This is a genomic window from Microbacterium sp. FW305-3-2-15-F-LB2 (assembly GCF_058787255.1).
Genome location: NZ_JBYSZO010000002.1, coordinates 1 through 15,315, shown reverse-complemented (window position 1 = coordinate 15,315; position 15,315 = coordinate 1). Strand labels below are relative to the sequence as shown.

Below are 15,315 nucleotides of genomic sequence, written 5' to 3'. Positions count from 1 at the left end.
GGCGTGTAGCCGGCTCCCCTCGGGTGGGTGGTGCTCGCCGCCGCCGGGGTAGGTGTGCACCCGGCGGCGGCGAGGGGGTCAGACGGCTTCGACCAGCCCAGGGCTGACGCGCCAGCCGTTGGCGAGCGTGTATGACTTGGGGTTGGTGCGGACGATGAGTGTCTCGACTCCGGCCAGCCCGTCACGGGTGGTGCGCGGGTTGGCGACGATGCGCACGCGGGTTCCGGGGATCAGGCTCGGCAGCGCGGCCGCGGTGGCTTGCAGGGCAGCGGCGAGTGCGTCGTCGCTGTGCCCGGTCGGCTCGACGGTGGCGGTGCGGGCGAGGGTGTACACCTTGCCGGGTTCGGTGAGGGCTGCGATCTTCGCCTTGGTGCGGGCGAAGTCGATCAGCACGTACTCGGTGCCGCGGAAGCGGAACGTGTCGCCGGGGGTGCGGGTGATGAGGGTGGTGGTGTCGGTCATGGCGTCCTCCTTGGACTCTCGACGGTGAATGTGACATTCACAGGCTACGGGTGGCCTCCGACATTGGGCGGGGCGGGCGGCGCGGTCTGCGCGCCCGCCCCGGCGTGGGTCACTGGGCGGCGATCGCCGCGGTGATCTCGGCGGTGACCCGCTCGCGCTTGGCGTCGGCATCGCGCCCCGGCTCGAAGTGACCGAACGCGGTCAGGTACGCCTCGATCTGCCCGCGCAGGTACTCGGTGTTGCTGGCGTCGGCGTTGAGGCCGATGATCGCGTAGCGCGCTGCGCTCGCCGCGGCCCGCCAGCCGCTCTGCGTGAGGCCGTGGGGGTCGCCCTCGGGGAGCGAGTAGGGCTGCTCGATCTGGCCGTCGCGCGCGGTGTACTTGGTGACGGTGCGCTCGGTGACCACGACGGCATCCAGATAGTCGGGGTCGCCCTGCCCGCCGAGGGGCACCCACACCTGGGGGTCGTCGTCCGGGTGGTCGGCGTCGATGCGAGCGAGCAGGGCGGGCATTGCGGGGTCGAGGGTGAACGGGTCGCTGAGGCTGTAGTCGTCCCAGGCCTGGCGCAGCTCGTCCGGCTCGATGGTCGTCCATCCCTCGTCGAACTCGGCGCGCAGCGGAGCGTGGAAGCGGATCGCGCGCTCGACGGCTGCGCGGATGTCGTGGACGTTGTTGATGGTCTCGGTCATGGAGTCCTCCCGGAACGATTGCTAGTGAATGTGACATTCATAGGCTACGGGTGGCCTCCGACATCGCGCGGGGACATCGCGAGTGCGTCACGGGCGAGTGCCCGCCGGGGTGACCGGCGGGCACTCGGTGACGCTCAGCGGGCGAACGCCCAATCCGGGAGCACGGCTGCCGAGCAGAGGGTCGCGACGATCTGGCTCATGCCGTGGTCGGGGTCGATCGCGAGGGCGCGGTCGGTGTAGACGGTGGCGTGAGTGGATCGGCCCAGCGCCCAGGACAGCCAGGCGGCGGCGGCGAGCAGGTTGGGGCGCTCCTGGTCGTCGGCGTAGGCGGCAAGGTGGCGCACGAGCGCGAGTCCCGCCGTCAGCCGGTCGGCGTCGGGGCGGTCGCCCTGTCCGTAGAGGGTGCGGGCGATGCTCTCGGGGACGGGTGCGCCCATGATCGAGTGGCCGATCTGCGCGGCCAGGGCACGGGTGCCGTTGCCGCGGTCGGTGGCCCACTGGATGAGGGCCACGTCACGCCACAGCGGGATGCCGATGCCGGTGAGCAGGATCGCAGCCTGGCGGGTGTCGAGGTCGGCGGGGTCACCGGTCAGGGCGTCCTCCGCGACGGCGACGAAGTCCGCGAGGGCATCGTCGTCCATCCGCGCGGCCGCGAACGCGATCCGGGCGGCACGCGCCGGGTCGGCGTCGGGGATGCTCGCCCCGGCGGTCTGGGATGCTGCGACCTTCTCGCGCAGCGCGTCCGGGGTCGCGATCTCGGCGACGGGGCGCGGTGCCTCGCCGGTCAGGTGGCTGCCGTAGCCGTCGCTGGCGACGTAGAGCACGTCCACCAGGTGCAGTCCCTGCCGGTCGGCGACATCGGCGATCTGCTGGCCGAGATCGCGGGTGCTGTCGGCGTCCTCGGCGGCGTAGATCACGGCGGCTACCCCGGTCACGCGCGGCACTCGGCAGACCAGCCCGAGGCCGGTGTGCGCGAGCGTCGCGGCATCCGCGTCGAGGTCGAGTCGCATCGCCCCGATCGTGCGCGACGCCTCGAAGGGCACGAGCACGAGCGAGTCCTGCGGGGTGAAGCCGAGCAGCGCGGGCACGAGGCCGAGGAAGTCGCGCGGGGTGCCCGCCTTGATGGTGGTCGGTGTGGTGGCCATGGTGTCCTCCCGGAACGTTGGCTAGTGAATGTGACATTTACAGGCTACGGGAGGCCTCCGACATTGGTCGATGCACGCCAGGAGCCGACTCCCGACTGGCTCGTCGAAGGAGCAACCCTCGGAGAGCTCGCCGGGAAGATCGACGTTCCCGCCCAGGCGCTGGCCGAGACGGTCGCGCGATTCAACGAGCACGCCGCCCGTGGGGAGGATCCGGACTTCCACCGCGGTGCGAGCGCGTACGACCGCTACTGGGGAGACGAACAGAACCCGTATCCCAATCCCAGCCTCGCACCGCTCGAGCAAGGCCCCTACTACGCTCTCGCCGTGGTGAACGGCTGCTTCGGCACCAGCGGAGGGATCGCCACCGACGGCCTCGGAAGGGTCCTCGACGCAGACGGCGATGCCATACGCGGCCTGTTTGCGGTCGGCAACGCCTCCGAGAACGCCTTCGCCGCCGGCTACCCCGGCGCCGGCGCCACGCTCGGTCCGATCATGACCATGGCCTACCTTCTCGGGCGTACCGCCAGCGGCGCGTCGATCGGCGACCTGAGCCTTGCCGACGGAGCCGGGGCACGATGATCCGTCACGTCGTGTTCTTCTCGTTCGCAGCGAACCATGATCCTGCCGTGCTCGAGGAGTGGCGCGACCTGCTCGATGGTCTGCTCGGAAAGATTCCCGGCCTGGTCCGACTGTCACACGGCCCCGACGTGATGCGCAGCGAACGCGCATGGGACTATGCACTCGTCGCCGACTTCCGCACCCTCGACGATGTCCGTGCCTACGCGACGCACCCCGCGCATCTGCCGCTCTTCCCTCTCTCCGGAGCGATCTCGGAGCAGATCGCCTCGGTCGACTTCGAGATCGACGAGCAGTAGAGGAAGTACCCAGGCGCCGTGAAGAGCGAGGATGGTTTCTCGATGCCCCGAGTACGTGCGGTCACCCCCACCGTGGCAGAGGAGCTCCGCGACCTGAAGGCACGCTATTTTCACTACGTCGACCTGAAGCAGTGGGACGAACTGCGCGGACTCTTCGTGGACGACTGCGTCTTCGAAGGACTGTGGGCCGCCGCGCCCGACCCCGACACGTTCGTGGAGAACCTGATGCGCAACATGACCGAAGAGGTCGTCAGCGTCCATCACGGGTTCATGCCGCAGTTTCGGCGGATCGATGACTTCTCGGCTCGCGGGCGCTGGGCCATGACCGACTATCTGACGTGGCCACGCGGGTCACGAGGGTATATGGGGATCACCGTGCCGGAACAGAGGGGGATGCGGGGATATGGCTACTACGAGGAGCTCTACCGACTCACCGAGTCCGGCTGGCGCATCGCCTTCATGCGACTGAGCCGGATCCGCATGGATCCCATCGTTGGCGACGCGCCTGCGATCGACTACCCGGTGGTTCCCGCGGTCCCCGGCTGGCTGGACTGACGCCGACCCGCGGGTGCCGCACCCTCTGGTCCGAACCGTGAGCGCCGGCTCAGGTGAGGGTGTGGAGGGGCCAGCCGGTGTATGCCTCGGCGAGGAAGCGGCGGCCGGCTTCGGACTCGACGACGGATTGGAGCTCTCCGAGCTGGCGGAGGCGGTCGAAGTCCCTTGCATCGGGGGCGACGTGAAGCATGCTGGTCATCCACCAGGAGAAGTGCTGGGCCTTCCAGATGCGGTGCAGCGCCGTCTCGGGGAAGGCCTCGACGAGGCGGCTGTCCCTCTCGAGCAGAAGCGCGCGCAGCGCGCGCTCGAGAACGAGGACGTCGGCTACGGCAAGGTTCATGCCTTTCGCGCCGGTGGGCGGCACGGTATGGGCGGCGTCGCCGATGAGTGCGAGGCGGCCGCGAAGCAGTTCGAGGGCGACGAAGCTCCGGAATCGCAGCACGTCGCGTTGGAAGACGGGGCCTTCCTTGAGCGTCGTCCCCGGCACCCGCTTCTGCAGTTCTTCCCACAGTTGCTCCTCGGTGAGGGTGCTGGGGTCGGTGCGGGGATCGCATTGGAAGTACATGCGCTGCACGGTGGTGCTTCGCTGGCTGATGAGCGCGAAGCCATCGGGGGAGTTGCTGTAGATGAGCTCGTCGGCGCTGGGCGGCGCCTCGCAGAGGATGCCGAACCAGGCGAACGGGTACTCGCGGAAGTGCCCGCCTGTGTGGGAACCGGTTACGGCCTCCCGCACGACACTGCGTGACCCGTCGGCGCCGACGACGAACTCGGCCTCGATCTCGAGAGGCGATCCGTCTGCGCCGGTGGCGATGACGCGTGGGCGGTCGGACGCGGGGTCCTCGATACGATGCGCCGTCACGCCGAAGCGCAGGTCTTGGCCACTGGAGAGCCGCGCGGCGATGAGATCCTTCAGGACTTCGTGCTGCGGGTACAGCCACACACCGCGGCCGACGAGGTCGGCGAAGTCGATGCGGTGTCCGCTGCCGGCGAAGCGGAGCTCGATGCCGTCGTGGCGGTCTCCCAGGGTGCGGGCGCGGCTGAACGCGCCGAGCGTGTCGAGCACCTCGACGGTGCCCTGTTCGAGGATGCCTGCCCGGATCGTGGTCTCGATCTCTTCACGGGAACGCTGATCGATGACGACTGACTCGAGGCCGGACGCCGCGAGCAGATGCGACAGCAGCAGTCCGGCGGGTCCAGCGCCGACGATGGCGACGCGGGTGCGGATGGTGGACATTGGGGCGTCTCCTTCGACGTGACAACGGATGCCTCGCTCAGTGTGAACCCGGTTCAGACGGTCGAACGCCGCATTCCCGTTGAACGGGAGACGCCGACTATCGGGGGGACCGCAGCGTGGCCTCGATGCCGGTCACGGCTTCTCGCAGAGCGATGATCGCCGCCGTGTGCGGCGCTTGTCGTGGTAGCACCACGGAAAGCGCGGCGACGACTTCACCTGCGTCGCGGATCGGCACGGCCACGCCGGTCGAGACGGATTCGATCGAACCTTGCGCGATCGCCACGCCATCGCGACGCACGCCAGCGAGGAGACGGCGTAGACGTCCGGGATCGGTCACCGTCTCGGGTGCGAGAGCGCGCAACGGCTGGGCGAGCACGCGTTCGCGGAGATCGGCGGGAGCGTGCGCGAGCAGGACGAGGCCCGACGAGGAGGCGTGCAGCGGTAGCCGCCCAGCGATCCGTGTGATGTTCGCACCGGCGTCGGGGTGCGAAAGGCGTTCGAGGAACAGTGCTTCGTCCTGTTCGAGAACGGCGAGTTGGGTGTGCTGGCGGATGTGCGTCTGCACGCGCTCCATATAGGGGAGCGCCGCCTGGCGCAGACGTAGCGCGGTCGACCCGCGGAGGGCCAGTTCCCACAAGCGCATTCCCAGGTGGACGCGGCGGTCCTCGTCGCGTCCGAGCAGTCCGGCGTCGACCAGCTCGTCCACGATCCGGTGCGCGGTGGACGACGGCAGCGCCGCTCGGCGCCCGATCTGACTGGCCGACTGCACCGAACGATCAGCTGTGAACGTCTCGAGGACGCGCACGATGCGGTCGATCATCGAGTCGCTGGAGGGCGAGTTCGCCATGCGCTCAGGATGACACGGCTCGCGTCGACGGTGTTGCGGCGATGGTTGGTCCCCTGCCTGACGCGACGGCGGTAGCCTCGGCTCATGGTTTCTGTTCCGGATGCTGCAACGGCTTGGGAGCCCCTCACGCCTCATGCTGTCGCTGAGCTCCTTCGGGTCGGTAGCGCCCGCTGGTGGCTGTCGGGCGGGGTGGCCCTGGAGCACTGGCTGGGCCGGACGATCCGCGAACGGCCGAACACGGACGTGAGCACCACCCAAGGCGGGCTGCCGCAGCTGGTCCGGGCGTTGCCTGCCGGTTTCACCGCCTGGGCGCCTGCGGGGGAGGACGCCGTCATCCCCTGGGCCGACGCGCCCGACGATGCCGATGTGCAGCCGGTGCGGATTCAGGACGAGCGCTCCGGCGCCTGGGTGCTTCAGGTGAACGTCGAGGATGGGACGGAACATGCCTGGCTGTACCGGCGAGACCCGCGGCTGCAGTTGCCGTGGGATCGCGCCGTGCTCGAGGTCGACGGCATTCCGACCGGTGCGCCCGAGGTGCAGCTGGTCTGGAAGGCGTTGCGGCCGCGGCCGGAGGATGACCTCGACAAGGACGTGGTGCTGCCGCAGCTCTCGGACGAGGCCCGGTCGTGGTTCGAACGGGCGATCCTCTCCGTCCACCCGCACTCGAACTGGTCGATCCACGTGCGCAGCCCTTTCGCGCCCGCGAAGGCAAGCTGGAACCGCAAGAACGGCTAGGTCGGCCGGTGGTCGTCGGCGGCCACCGCATCCAGCACCACCGATCGGAACCACGTCTGCGCGGGAGACATGCTCAGTTCGCGTCGCGTGTAGAGCGCGACCGGGGTGCTCTGGCCCGGCCACGGCAGCTCGGCGATGCGCAGACCGGGGAACCATCCGCAGAACACCTCGGCCACGTGTCGCGGCAGCAGCACGACGAGATCGGTCGCCTCGAGCACCGCGGGCACGGTGGCGTACTCCTCGACCGTCAGCGTCACCTGCGGCATGAGTCCCTGTTCGATCATCGCCTGGAGCGGGTACACGTGGCCGCCGCGGGAGGACACCCGCACGAAGCGGCGCCCGACGAACATGTCCGCGGCGGTCGGAGGCAGCGGATGGGCACGCGAGGACAGCGCCACGTACTCCACGTCGCGCACCGGTGTGCGCCACAGCCGCGGCGAGTCCAGCAACGACACCGTGATCGCCAGGTCGATGGTGCCCCGGACGAGCCCGTCTTCCACCTGATCCGCGTCCAGCCGCCGCACCTGCAGGTGAAGGTCCGGCGCCTCCTTCGCGAGCACCGGCATGATCGGCGGCAGGAAGGTCTGCTCGCCGATCGAGGTCAGCGCGAGCGAGAGCTCCCCGCCGAAGCTCGCGGGATCGAAGGCGTCGGGCGCGCTCACCACGGCATCGATGCGCGACAGTGCCTCGTGCAGCGGTCCGAACAGCTGCCGGGCACGCGGGGTCGGCACCATCTCGTTCCCCTGGCGGCGGAACAGGTCGTCGCCGAACCGCTGCCGCAACCTCCTCAGCGTGTAGCTGACCGTCGGCTGCGTGACGTGCAATCGCTCGGCGGCGGCGGTCAGACTGCGCAGCTCGTACAGCACGACGAAAGTGCGCAACTGGTTGAGATCGGTGAGCGACATCGCATTGATCCCATCTATACGGTTCGGCTCCTACATCTATTGGACCATACCCATAGAGCGAACTAGAGTCAGGGTGACAGCACCGGCACCGCTGCCGACGTGGCACGCACCACCCGGCACCGACCCGATCACAGTGACGAGGACGCACGTTGATCATCGACATCCATGGCCACTACACCACGGCCCCCGCGCAGCTGGGAGCGTGGCGCGATCTGCAGATCGCGTATGCGGAAGGCGCGGGCGAGGCGCCCGACCCGGCCGCGCTGCGGATCAGCGATGACGACATCCGCGAGACCATCGAGGCGAACCAGTTGCGGCTGATGGACGACCGCGGCAGCGATGTCACGGTGTTCAGTCCCCGTGCATCGTTCATGGCCCACCACCTCGGCGACCTCGCCGTCAGCGAGACCTGGGCGCGCATCTGCAACGACCTCGTCGCGCGGGTGTCGCAGCTGTTCCCCGACCGTTTCCTCCCGGGCGCGATGCTCCCGCAGTCGCCGGGCGTCGACCCGAAGACGACCCTCGCCGAACTCGACCGGGCGGTGAACGATCTGGGCGTCGTGACCGTCAACATCAACCCCGACCCGTCCGGCGGACTGTGGACCGCCCCGCTGCTGACGGACAAGAGCTGGTATCCGCTCTACGAGAAGCTCGTCGAGTACGAGCTGCCCGCGATGATCCACGTGAGCACCTCGTGCAAGCCGCAGTTCCACACCACCGGCGACCACTACCTGGGTGCCGACACGACGGCATTCATGCAGCTGCTCAAGGGCGACCTGTTCCGCGACTTCCCCGACCTGAAGCTCGTCATCCCGCACGGCGGCGGCGCGGTGCCCTATCACTGGGGACGCTTCCGCGGCCTGGCGATGGCGCTCGGCAAGCCCGAGCTGGAGGAGCACCTCCTGGGCAACGTGTACTTCGACACGTGCGTGTACCACCAGCCGGGCATCGACCTGCTCACCGGGGTCATCCCGACCGAGAACATCCTCTTCGCGAGCGAGATGATCGGCGCCGTCCGCGACGTCGACCCGCGCACGGGCCACTACTTCGACGACACGAAGCGATACGTGGATGCGACCGGGAACCTCACCGACGAACGACGCGGACAGGTCTTCGAAGGCAACGCCCGCCGCGTGTACCCGCGCCTGGACCGCGCCCTGCGAGCCCGCGGCCTGTGACCTCACCCTGGAGAACCCGATGACTCAGCGACTGAACGACCTCGGCATCGTCCGCACGCGCATCGAGCGGCCCGACTCCGCCGACGTCGCGCGGCTCTCGCGGTTCGGGGTCGCCACGATCCACGAGGCGATGGGCCGGGTCGGCCTGCTGCGGCCGTACATCCGCCCGGCGTACAGCGGGGCGACGCTGTGCGGCCCGGCCGTCACGGTGCTCCTGCAGCCCGGCGACAACTGGATGTTCCACGTCGCCGCCGAGCAGGTGCAGGAGGGCGACGTCATCGTCGCCGGCTGCACCACGGAGAGCGAGGACGGCTTCTTCGGCGAGCTGCTCGCCACCTCCCTCACCGCCCGGGGCTGCAAGGGCCTGGTCATCGACGGGGGCGTCCGCGACGTCGCCGACCTCGAGAAGATGGGCTTCCCGGTCTTCTCCCGCGCCATCAGCGCGAAGGGCACCGTCAAGGCGACGCTGGGCTCGGTCAACATCCCCGTGGTCGTGGCGAACGCCGTGGTGAACCCCGGCGACGTGGTGGTCGCGGATGTCGACGGCGTCGTGGTCGTCCCCCGCGAGCTCGTCGGCGCCGTCGCCGACGCCTCGCAGAAGCGCGAGGACAACGAGGAGGCCAAGCGCCAGAAGTTCCGCGAGGGCGTGCTCGGTCTCGACATCTACGGCATGCGGGAGCCGCTGGCGGCCGCGGGCCTCGAGTACGTGGAGGATTGACGATGGCTCACGCACAGGCGATCGCGCACGGCGACACCAGCGGCGGCTTCGAGAAGACGCCCGGTTGGCTGGACTGGTACGACGGCCCGACGACCCCGACGTTCCGGCTCCCCGCCGGCGCTGTCGACGCGCACTGCCACGTGTTCGGCCCCGGCGCGGAGTTCCCCTACGCCCCCGAGCGCAAGTACACGCCGTGCGACGCGTCGGCCGCGCAGCTGTTCGCGCTGCGCGACCAGCTCGGCTTCGACCGGAACGTCATCGTGCAGGCGACCTGCCACGGCGCCGACAACCGGGCGCTCGTCGACGCGCTGCGCCGCAGCAAGGGGCGTGCCCGCGGGGTCGCGACGGTTCGTCGCGACGTGACCGACGAGGAGCTCGCCGAGCTGCACGAGGCCGGTGTGCGCGGCGTGCGGTTCAACTTCGTCAAACGCCTCGTCGACCGGGTGCCGACCGACTCGCTCGACGCGATCGTGGAGAAGATCGCCCCCCTCGGGTGGCATGTCGTCATCTACTTCGAGGCCGAGGACCTTCCCGACCTCTACGACTTCTTCTCGGCGATCCCGACGGACGTCGTGGTCGACCACATGGGGCGTCCGGATGTGACGAAGGACCCGGAGGGTCCGGAGTTCGAGCTGTTCCTGCGCTTCATGCGCGAGAACCCCAACGTGTGGACGAAGGTGTCGTGCCCCGAGCGGCTCAGCGCCACCGGTCCGCGCGCGCTGAATGGCGAGCAGCACGCCTATACGGATGTCGTGCCGTTCGCCCGTCGCGTGGTCGAGGAGTTCCCCGATCGCGTGCTGTGGGGCACCGACTGGCCCCACCCCAACCTCAAGGACCACATGCCTGACGACGGGCTGCTGGTCGACTACATCCCACAGATCGCGACGACCCCCGAACTGCAGCAGAGGCTGCTCGTCGACAACCCGTCGCGGCTGTACTGGCCCGAAGGAGAATGACCATGGCACTCGACAAGCCGTACAAGGACATCCCCGGCACGACCATCTTCGATGCCGAGCAGGCCCGCAAGGGCTACCACCTCAACCAGTTCTCGATGTCTCTCATGAAGCCCGAGAACCGCGAGCGCTACCTCGCCGACCGCGAGGCGTACCTCGACGAATGGCCCCTCACCCCGGTGCAGCGTCAGGCGGTGCTCGATCTCGACCTGAACACCTGCATCGCCGAGGGCGGCAACATCTACTTCCTGAGCAAGATCGGCGCCACGCACGGTCTGAGCTTCCAGCAGATGGCCGGCTCGATGACCGGGATGTCGGAGGCGGCGTACCGCGACATGATGGTCGGAGGTGGCCGACGTCCCGAGGGCGTGCGCCTGAAGGATCTCGACGGGTGGACCCCGCCCTCGAACGAGAAGTCCGAGGTGATGCGCCCGGACGCCCCCGCGAAGTTCACGTCGGCGCTGTTCACGTCGCACGTGCCGGCGATCGGCGCCGCGATGGACCTGGGCAAGACCGAGGAGCCGTACTGGAAGAAGGTCTTCGACGGGTACCAGTGGACCCGGAAGTGGGCCAAGGAGAACACGCCCGACGTCATCATCCTGGTGTACAACGACCACGCCACGGCGTTCGACTCGAACATCATCCCGACCTTCGTCCTGGGCACGGGCGCGCACTATCCCGTCGCCGACGAGGGTTACGGCCCGCGCCCGGTGCCCGACGTGAAGGGGTATCCCGAGCTCGCCGCGCACATCGCCCAGTCGGTCATCCAGGACGATTTCGACCTCACCCTCGTCAACGAGATGGTCGTCGACCACGGCCTGACCGTGCCGCTGTCGCTGGTGTTCGGCGACGTCGAGGAGTGGCCGTGCCGGGTCATCCCGCTTCCGGTGAACGTCGTGCAGTACCCGGTTCCGTCCGGGCGTCGGTGCTACGAGTTGGGCAAGGCGATCCGTCGCGCGCTGGACAAGTGGGACGGTCCCGAGCTCAACGTGCAGATCTGGGGCACCGGGGGGATGAGCCACCAGCTGCAGGGCCCGCGCGCGGGACTGATCAACGAGGAGTGGGACAACGCGTTCCTCGACCACCTGATCGCCGACCCGCTGGGCCTCACCGAATGGTCGCACATGGAGTACGTCGACGAGGCCGGATCCGAGGGCATCGAGCTGGTGGACTGGCTCATCGCCCGTGGGGCGATGGACGACCAGTTCGGCGGCGGGGCGCCCGAGGTGAACCACCGGTTCTACCACGTCCCGGCGTCCAACACCGCCGTCGGCCACCTGGTCGTCACCAACCCCGTCGCGCCGCGGCCCGTCGAGTCCGAGAGTGTGAGCCTCCCCCTGGAGGAAGTCCACGCATGAGTGACAAGGTTCGCGTCGCCGTCGTCGGCGCCGCCGGCGCCTTCGGCATGAAGCACCTCGACGGCCTCGCGAACATCCCCGACGCCGAGGTGACCGTCGTCAGCGGCACCAGGCCCGAGCCCACGGAGTCGGTGGCCGAGAAGTACGGCGTGCCGAATGCCGTGCTCGGTCTCGACGCCGTGCTCGAGCGAGACGACGTCGACGCGGTGATCCTCGCGACGCCGACGCAGCAGCACGCGGATCAGACGCAGGCGGTGCTCGCCGCGGGCAAGCACGTGCAGGTCGAGATCCCGCTCGCCGATTCGCTGGCGGATGCCGAGGCCACCCTGGCCGCGGCATCCGCCTCCGACCGGGTCGCCATGGTCGGGCACACGCGGCGGTTCAACCCGTCGCATCAGCTGGTGCACAACCGGATCGCGGCCGGCGAGTTCGCGGTGCAGCAGATGGACGTGCAGACGTACTTCTTCCGCCGCACGAACACGAACGCGAAAGGCGAGGCGCGGTCGTGGACCGACCATCTGCTGTGGCACCATGCGGCACACACGGTCGACCTGTTCGCCTACCAGGCGGGTCGGATCGTGCAGGCCAACGCCATCCAGGGCCCGATCCACCCCGACCTCGGCATCGCGATGGACATGTCGATCCAGCTCAAGAGCGAGACCGGCGCGATCTGCACGCTGTCGCTGTCGTTCAACAACAACGGACCGTTCGGCACGTTCTTCCGCTACATCGGCGACACCGAGACCTACATCGCGCGCTACGACGACCTCTACAACGGTCGTGACGAGCAGATCGACGTCTCGCAGGTCGCCGTCAGCCTCAACGGCATCGAGCTGCAGGACCGGGAGTTCGTCGGCGCGATCCGCGAGGGCCGCGAGCCGAACTCGTCGATCCGCCAGGTCATCGACTGCTACCGCGTGCTCGGCGCGCTCGAGGAGCAGCTCGCGTGAGGCTTCCCCGCATGGGGCTCGGGTGCATGTCCCTCAGCCATGCCTACGGCACCCCTCCGTCTCTCGAGGACGGAGTGGCGCTCGTGCGTTCCGCGCTCGACGACGGCGTCCAGCTGCTCGACACCGCCACGCTGTACGGCGGCGGCCGCAACGAGGAGCTCGTCGGGCGCGCGATCGCGGGGCGTCGGGACGAGGTCGTGCTGGCCAGCAAGGGCGGCATGGCGCTCGTCGACGGCGTGAAGGTCATCGACGGGCGCCCCGAGACGCTGCGCGCACAGGTCGACGCCTCGCTGCGGCGGCTCGGCGTCGAACACATCGATCTCTACTACCTGCACCGGTGGGACAAGAAGGTGCCGATCGCCGAGAGCGTCGGGGCGCTGGCCGAGATGGTGGCGGCGGGAAAGATCGGCGCCATCGGGCTGTCGGAGGTGTCGGTGGACCGTCTCCGGGAGGCGCTCGCGGCGGCGCCCATCGCCGCGGTGCAGAACGAGTACTCGCTCTGGAGTCGCAATCCCGAGCTCGGCATCCTCGACGCCACCCGTGACGCCGGGGTGGCGCTGGTCGCGTTCTCACCGGTCGGACGCGGGTACCTCGCCGACTCCATCACCGACCCGGAGCAGTTGCCGCCGAAGGACATCCGCCGCGCGATGCCGCGCTTCCAGCCGGAGCACTGGGCCGCCAACGCCGCGTTGCTGCCCGCGTGGCGAGCCCTCGCCGCCGAGGCCGGCCGCACGCCGGCACAGCTGGCCTTGGCGTGGCTGCTCTCCCGCGGCGATCACGTCGTGCCGATCCCCGGGAGCACGGATGCGCACCACGTGCGCGAGAACCAGCGCTCTCTCGGCACGGTCGTCGATCCCGCGGTGCTCGTGCGCGCGGGCGAGCTGATCGACACCGCCACGGTGTCGGGGCCGCGCTACAACGCCACCGGGACGAGCGAGGTCGACGCCGAGTCGTTCGAGGCGGCCGTGTGAGAGCCATCTCCTCCATGGCGACGCGTCAGGTCCTCGCCGACCTGGCCACGGCGGCAGCGGACAGGGGGTTGCCCCTCGTCGAGATCGAGTCCGTCGGCGGAGTGGACGCCGCCCAGCGCGTGGCCGGGGGTGAGCAGCTCGATCTGGTGTTCCTCGCCGCCGACGCTCTGGACCGGCTCTCCGGAGACGGCCACGTGGACGCGGCGACGGTCACACCGCTCATGCTCTCGCGCGTCGCGGTCGCGGTTCCCTCGGGCACGCCCTCGCCCGCCGCCCGCCCCGACACGGCGGCGTTCGCGGACGCCCGCGGGGTCCGCGAGGCCCTGCGCGCCGCCGCTCGCATCGGCTACTCCACCGGCCCGAGCGGCACGGCGCTCGTCCGCACGATCGACGACTGGGGCCTCACCGGCCAGGTGGGCGATCGTCTCGTGCAGGCGCGACCCGGCATCCCGGTCGCCCGGCTGCTCGCCGACGGCCAGGTCGACCTCGGCTTCCAGCAGCTCAGCGAGCTCGTCGGTCAACCCGGGGTGCGCATCCTCGGTGTCCTGCCTTCGGACTGCGCCATCGAGACCGTGTTCTCGGGCGCCGTCGCGACCACCTCATCCGACCCGCGACGAGCCCGCGACGTCCTGGCGTTCTTCGCGTCCGATTCGACGGCATCCATCAAGACAGAGCACGCCTTCAGCCCGCCTGCACGACGGGACTGACCGGGATTCGGCGCCGCTTCGCCCGGTGTGCCGGATGGCTCACGCGGCCGTCAGGCGTCCGGCGTCTGCTCGGGGCCGAACCGGGCGGTGAACTCGTCGACGTCGAGAACGTTGCGTCCGAGCCGGCCGGACACCTGGTTGTAGGTGCCGGTGATCTCGAGGTCGCGGGCGCTGCGGAGCGTGCCGACGTAGCGGGGCTGCCAGCCGGTCTGCGCCAGCAGCGGGCGGACCTGCGCGGATGTCTCCGCCGAGTCGGCCAGGTACGGCAGGACCGCCTTCGGGCTCGCCTCGGCGATCGCGGAGCTCGCGACCGCGGCGGTGGCGAGGTTCGAGAACGCCTTCACGTGTCCCACGTTCGCCGGAAGGAGCGACGCCAGGTACTGCCCCGCAGACCCTTCCACGGGTCGCCGCAGCTGCACGCCCGTGGGCGTGACGTCCAGCGGGTTGGCGACGTCGATCAGGATCTTGCCGTCCAGGAGGTCCCCGAGTGCAGAGACCACCGCCTGCTGCGGGGCGCCCCAGAGGGTGGTGAGGGCAAGGAACGGGGATGCCTGGGCGGCTTCCTCCAGGGATGTCGCTATGTCGATGCGGGCATTCCGCGCGATCGGTCGGAGTCGCCGGGCGGCGGCCTCAGCCTTCGCCGGCTTGTAGTGGAACAGGCTGATGTTCACGCCGTGGGAGGCGAACAGGCCTGCGATCGCTGTGCCGTGCCGACCGGGGCCGATCAGCGTCAGCGTCGGCGTCTGCGTCGTGGACATCTGGTCACGCCTCCTGGGGCAGGTGCGGGTTGTCGGAGAGGTCCACGACGGTCTTGCCGACGGCGTGGTGCGTGTCGAGGATCCGATGGATCTCGACGATCTCGCTGAGCGGGAGACTCGTGACCGGCATACGTACCGACACCAGCCACCCCGAGACCGCCAGCCAGAGGCACGCACACCGCACCCAACCGGAGGGCCGCGCAGCGGCCCGACCCCGCGCGCAGCGCCCGGCCTGCCGGGCGCCCGTCCCTGCGAGCGCAGCGAGCGGGGCACTCG

19 protein-coding genes are annotated in these 15,315 nt (G+C 69.6%); 11 read left to right on the top strand and 8 right to left on the bottom strand.

Annotated elements, in window-relative coordinates; genetic code table 11:
- Positions 1 to 78: 78 nt before the first annotated feature.
- The 3 genes from AC3WLZ_RS17375 to AC3WLZ_RS17365 form a co-directional block, all read right to left on the bottom strand.
- Positions 79 to 462: a hypothetical protein gene (locus AC3WLZ_RS17375; protein ID WP_005052841.1), complete on the bottom strand. Its 384-nt coding sequence runs from the start codon at positions 460 to 462 to the stop codon at positions 79 to 81.
- A gap of 109 nt (positions 463 to 571) precedes the next feature.
- Positions 572 to 1,150: a hypothetical protein gene (locus AC3WLZ_RS17370; protein WP_005052196.1), complete on the bottom strand. Its 579-nt coding sequence runs from the start codon at positions 1,148 to 1,150 to the stop codon at positions 572 to 574.
- Between the two features lie 134 nt (positions 1,151 to 1,284).
- Positions 1,285 to 2,295, bottom strand: a complete 1,011-nt coding sequence (locus AC3WLZ_RS17365) for a DUF4192 family protein (RefSeq protein WP_062637444.1) — start codon at positions 2,293 to 2,295, stop codon at positions 1,285 to 1,287.
- A gap of 63 nt (positions 2,296 to 2,358) precedes the next feature.
- Between AC3WLZ_RS17365 and AC3WLZ_RS17360 the strand changes: the two genes are divergently transcribed.
- The 3 genes from AC3WLZ_RS17360 to AC3WLZ_RS17350 are packed head-to-tail and all read left to right on the top strand — an operon-like array spanning position 2,359 to position 3,725.
- On the top strand, positions 2,359 to 2,874 hold the full coding sequence (locus AC3WLZ_RS17360; protein WP_005052190.1) for an FAD-binding protein: 516 nt from the start codon (positions 2,359 to 2,361) through the stop codon (positions 2,872 to 2,874).
- A complete protein-coding gene (locus AC3WLZ_RS17355) occupies positions 2,871 to 3,170 on the top strand; it encodes a Dabb family protein (RefSeq protein WP_005052188.1) in 300 nt (99 codons plus the stop codon). Before AC3WLZ_RS17360 ends, AC3WLZ_RS17355 begins: the two co-directional genes overlap by 4 nt.
- A gap of 18 nt (positions 3,171 to 3,188) precedes the next feature.
- The gene (locus AC3WLZ_RS17350) at positions 3,189 to 3,725 is read left to right on the top strand and encodes a nuclear transport factor 2 family protein (RefSeq protein WP_052323124.1); all 537 of its coding nucleotides are present in this window, start codon (positions 3,189 to 3,191) and stop codon (positions 3,723 to 3,725) included.
- A gap of 49 nt (positions 3,726 to 3,774) precedes the next feature.
- Here AC3WLZ_RS17350 and AC3WLZ_RS17345 read toward each other — a convergent pair whose 3' ends face one another.
- Together AC3WLZ_RS17345 and AC3WLZ_RS17340 are read right to left on the bottom strand one after the other, a co-directional pair.
- Positions 3,775 to 4,959, bottom strand: coding sequence for a 4-hydroxybenzoate 3-monooxygenase (locus AC3WLZ_RS17345; protein WP_005052183.1), 1,185 nt, complete (start codon positions 4,957 to 4,959; stop codon positions 3,775 to 3,777).
- 97 nt (positions 4,960 to 5,056) lie between these two features.
- A complete protein-coding gene (locus tag AC3WLZ_RS17340) occupies positions 5,057 to 5,806 on the bottom strand; it encodes an IclR family transcriptional regulator (protein ID WP_005052180.1) in 750 nt (249 codons plus the stop codon).
- An 84-nt stretch (positions 5,807 to 5,890) separates the two neighbouring features.
- Here AC3WLZ_RS17340 and AC3WLZ_RS17335 point away from each other — a divergent pair, with 84 nt between their 5' ends.
- Complete coding sequence (locus tag AC3WLZ_RS17335; protein WP_005052177.1) at positions 5,891 to 6,541, top strand: hypothetical protein; 651 nt, start codon at positions 5,891 to 5,893, stop codon at positions 6,539 to 6,541.
- Here AC3WLZ_RS17335 and AC3WLZ_RS17330 read toward each other — a convergent pair.
- On the bottom strand, positions 6,538 to 7,446 hold the full coding sequence (locus AC3WLZ_RS17330) for a LysR family transcriptional regulator (RefSeq protein WP_005052175.1): 909 nt from the start codon (positions 7,444 to 7,446) through the stop codon (positions 6,538 to 6,540). The two genes, AC3WLZ_RS17335 and AC3WLZ_RS17330, sit on opposite strands and share 4 nt — an antisense overlap.
- Before the next feature lie 149 nt (positions 7,447 to 7,595).
- On the opposite strand from AC3WLZ_RS17330, the gene AC3WLZ_RS17325 reads away from it, so the two are divergent.
- Genes AC3WLZ_RS17325 through AC3WLZ_RS17295 form a run of 7 tightly spaced genes read left to right on the top strand, consistent with a single transcriptional unit; the run spans position 7,596 to position 14,281 of the window.
- Positions 7,596 to 8,624, top strand: a complete 1,029-nt coding sequence (locus tag AC3WLZ_RS17325; RefSeq protein ID WP_005052173.1) for an amidohydrolase family protein — start codon at positions 7,596 to 7,598, stop codon at positions 8,622 to 8,624.
- 19 nt (positions 8,625 to 8,643) lie between these two features.
- Positions 8,644 to 9,342: a 4-carboxy-4-hydroxy-2-oxoadipate aldolase/oxaloacetate decarboxylase gene (gene ligK, locus AC3WLZ_RS17320; protein ID WP_005052171.1), complete on the top strand. Its 699-nt coding sequence runs from the start codon at positions 8,644 to 8,646 to the stop codon at positions 9,340 to 9,342.
- A gap of 2 nt (positions 9,343 to 9,344) precedes the next feature.
- Positions 9,345 to 10,298 carry an amidohydrolase family protein gene (locus tag AC3WLZ_RS17315; protein WP_005052167.1) on the top strand — a complete coding sequence of 318 codons (954 nt, stop codon included), beginning with the start codon at positions 9,345 to 9,347 and terminating at the stop codon, positions 10,296 to 10,298.
- Between the two features lie 2 nt (positions 10,299 to 10,300).
- On the top strand, positions 10,301 to 11,653 hold the full coding sequence (locus tag AC3WLZ_RS17310; protein ID WP_005052165.1) for a protocatechuate 4,5-dioxygenase subunit alpha/beta: 1,353 nt from the start codon (positions 10,301 to 10,303) through the stop codon (positions 11,651 to 11,653).
- A complete protein-coding gene (locus AC3WLZ_RS17305) occupies positions 11,650 to 12,603 on the top strand; it encodes a Gfo/Idh/MocA family oxidoreductase (protein WP_005052163.1) in 954 nt (317 codons plus the stop codon). Before AC3WLZ_RS17310 ends, AC3WLZ_RS17305 begins: the two co-directional genes overlap by 4 nt.
- The gene (locus AC3WLZ_RS17300) at positions 12,600 to 13,574 is read left to right on the top strand and encodes an aldo/keto reductase (RefSeq protein WP_005052159.1); all 975 of its coding nucleotides are present in this window, start codon (positions 12,600 to 12,602) and stop codon (positions 13,572 to 13,574) included. Before AC3WLZ_RS17305 ends, AC3WLZ_RS17300 begins: the two co-directional genes overlap by 4 nt.
- The gene (locus tag AC3WLZ_RS17295; protein ID WP_005052156.1) at positions 13,571 to 14,281 is read left to right on the top strand and encodes a substrate-binding domain-containing protein; all 711 of its coding nucleotides are present in this window, start codon (positions 13,571 to 13,573) and stop codon (positions 14,279 to 14,281) included. The genes AC3WLZ_RS17300 and AC3WLZ_RS17295 overlap by 4 nt, the downstream gene beginning before the upstream one ends.
- 50 nt (positions 14,282 to 14,331) lie before the next feature.
- Here AC3WLZ_RS17295 and AC3WLZ_RS17290 read toward each other — a convergent pair whose 3' ends face one another.
- Positions 14,332 to 15,039 carry an NADPH-dependent F420 reductase gene (locus AC3WLZ_RS17290; protein WP_005052154.1) on the bottom strand — a complete coding sequence of 236 codons (708 nt, stop codon included), beginning with the start codon at positions 15,037 to 15,039 and terminating at the stop codon, positions 14,332 to 14,334.
- Between the two features lie 4 nt (positions 15,040 to 15,043).
- Positions 15,044 to 15,315: hypothetical protein (locus tag AC3WLZ_RS17285; RefSeq protein WP_284528302.1), on the bottom strand; the 272-nt coding region annotated here is incomplete at its 5' end.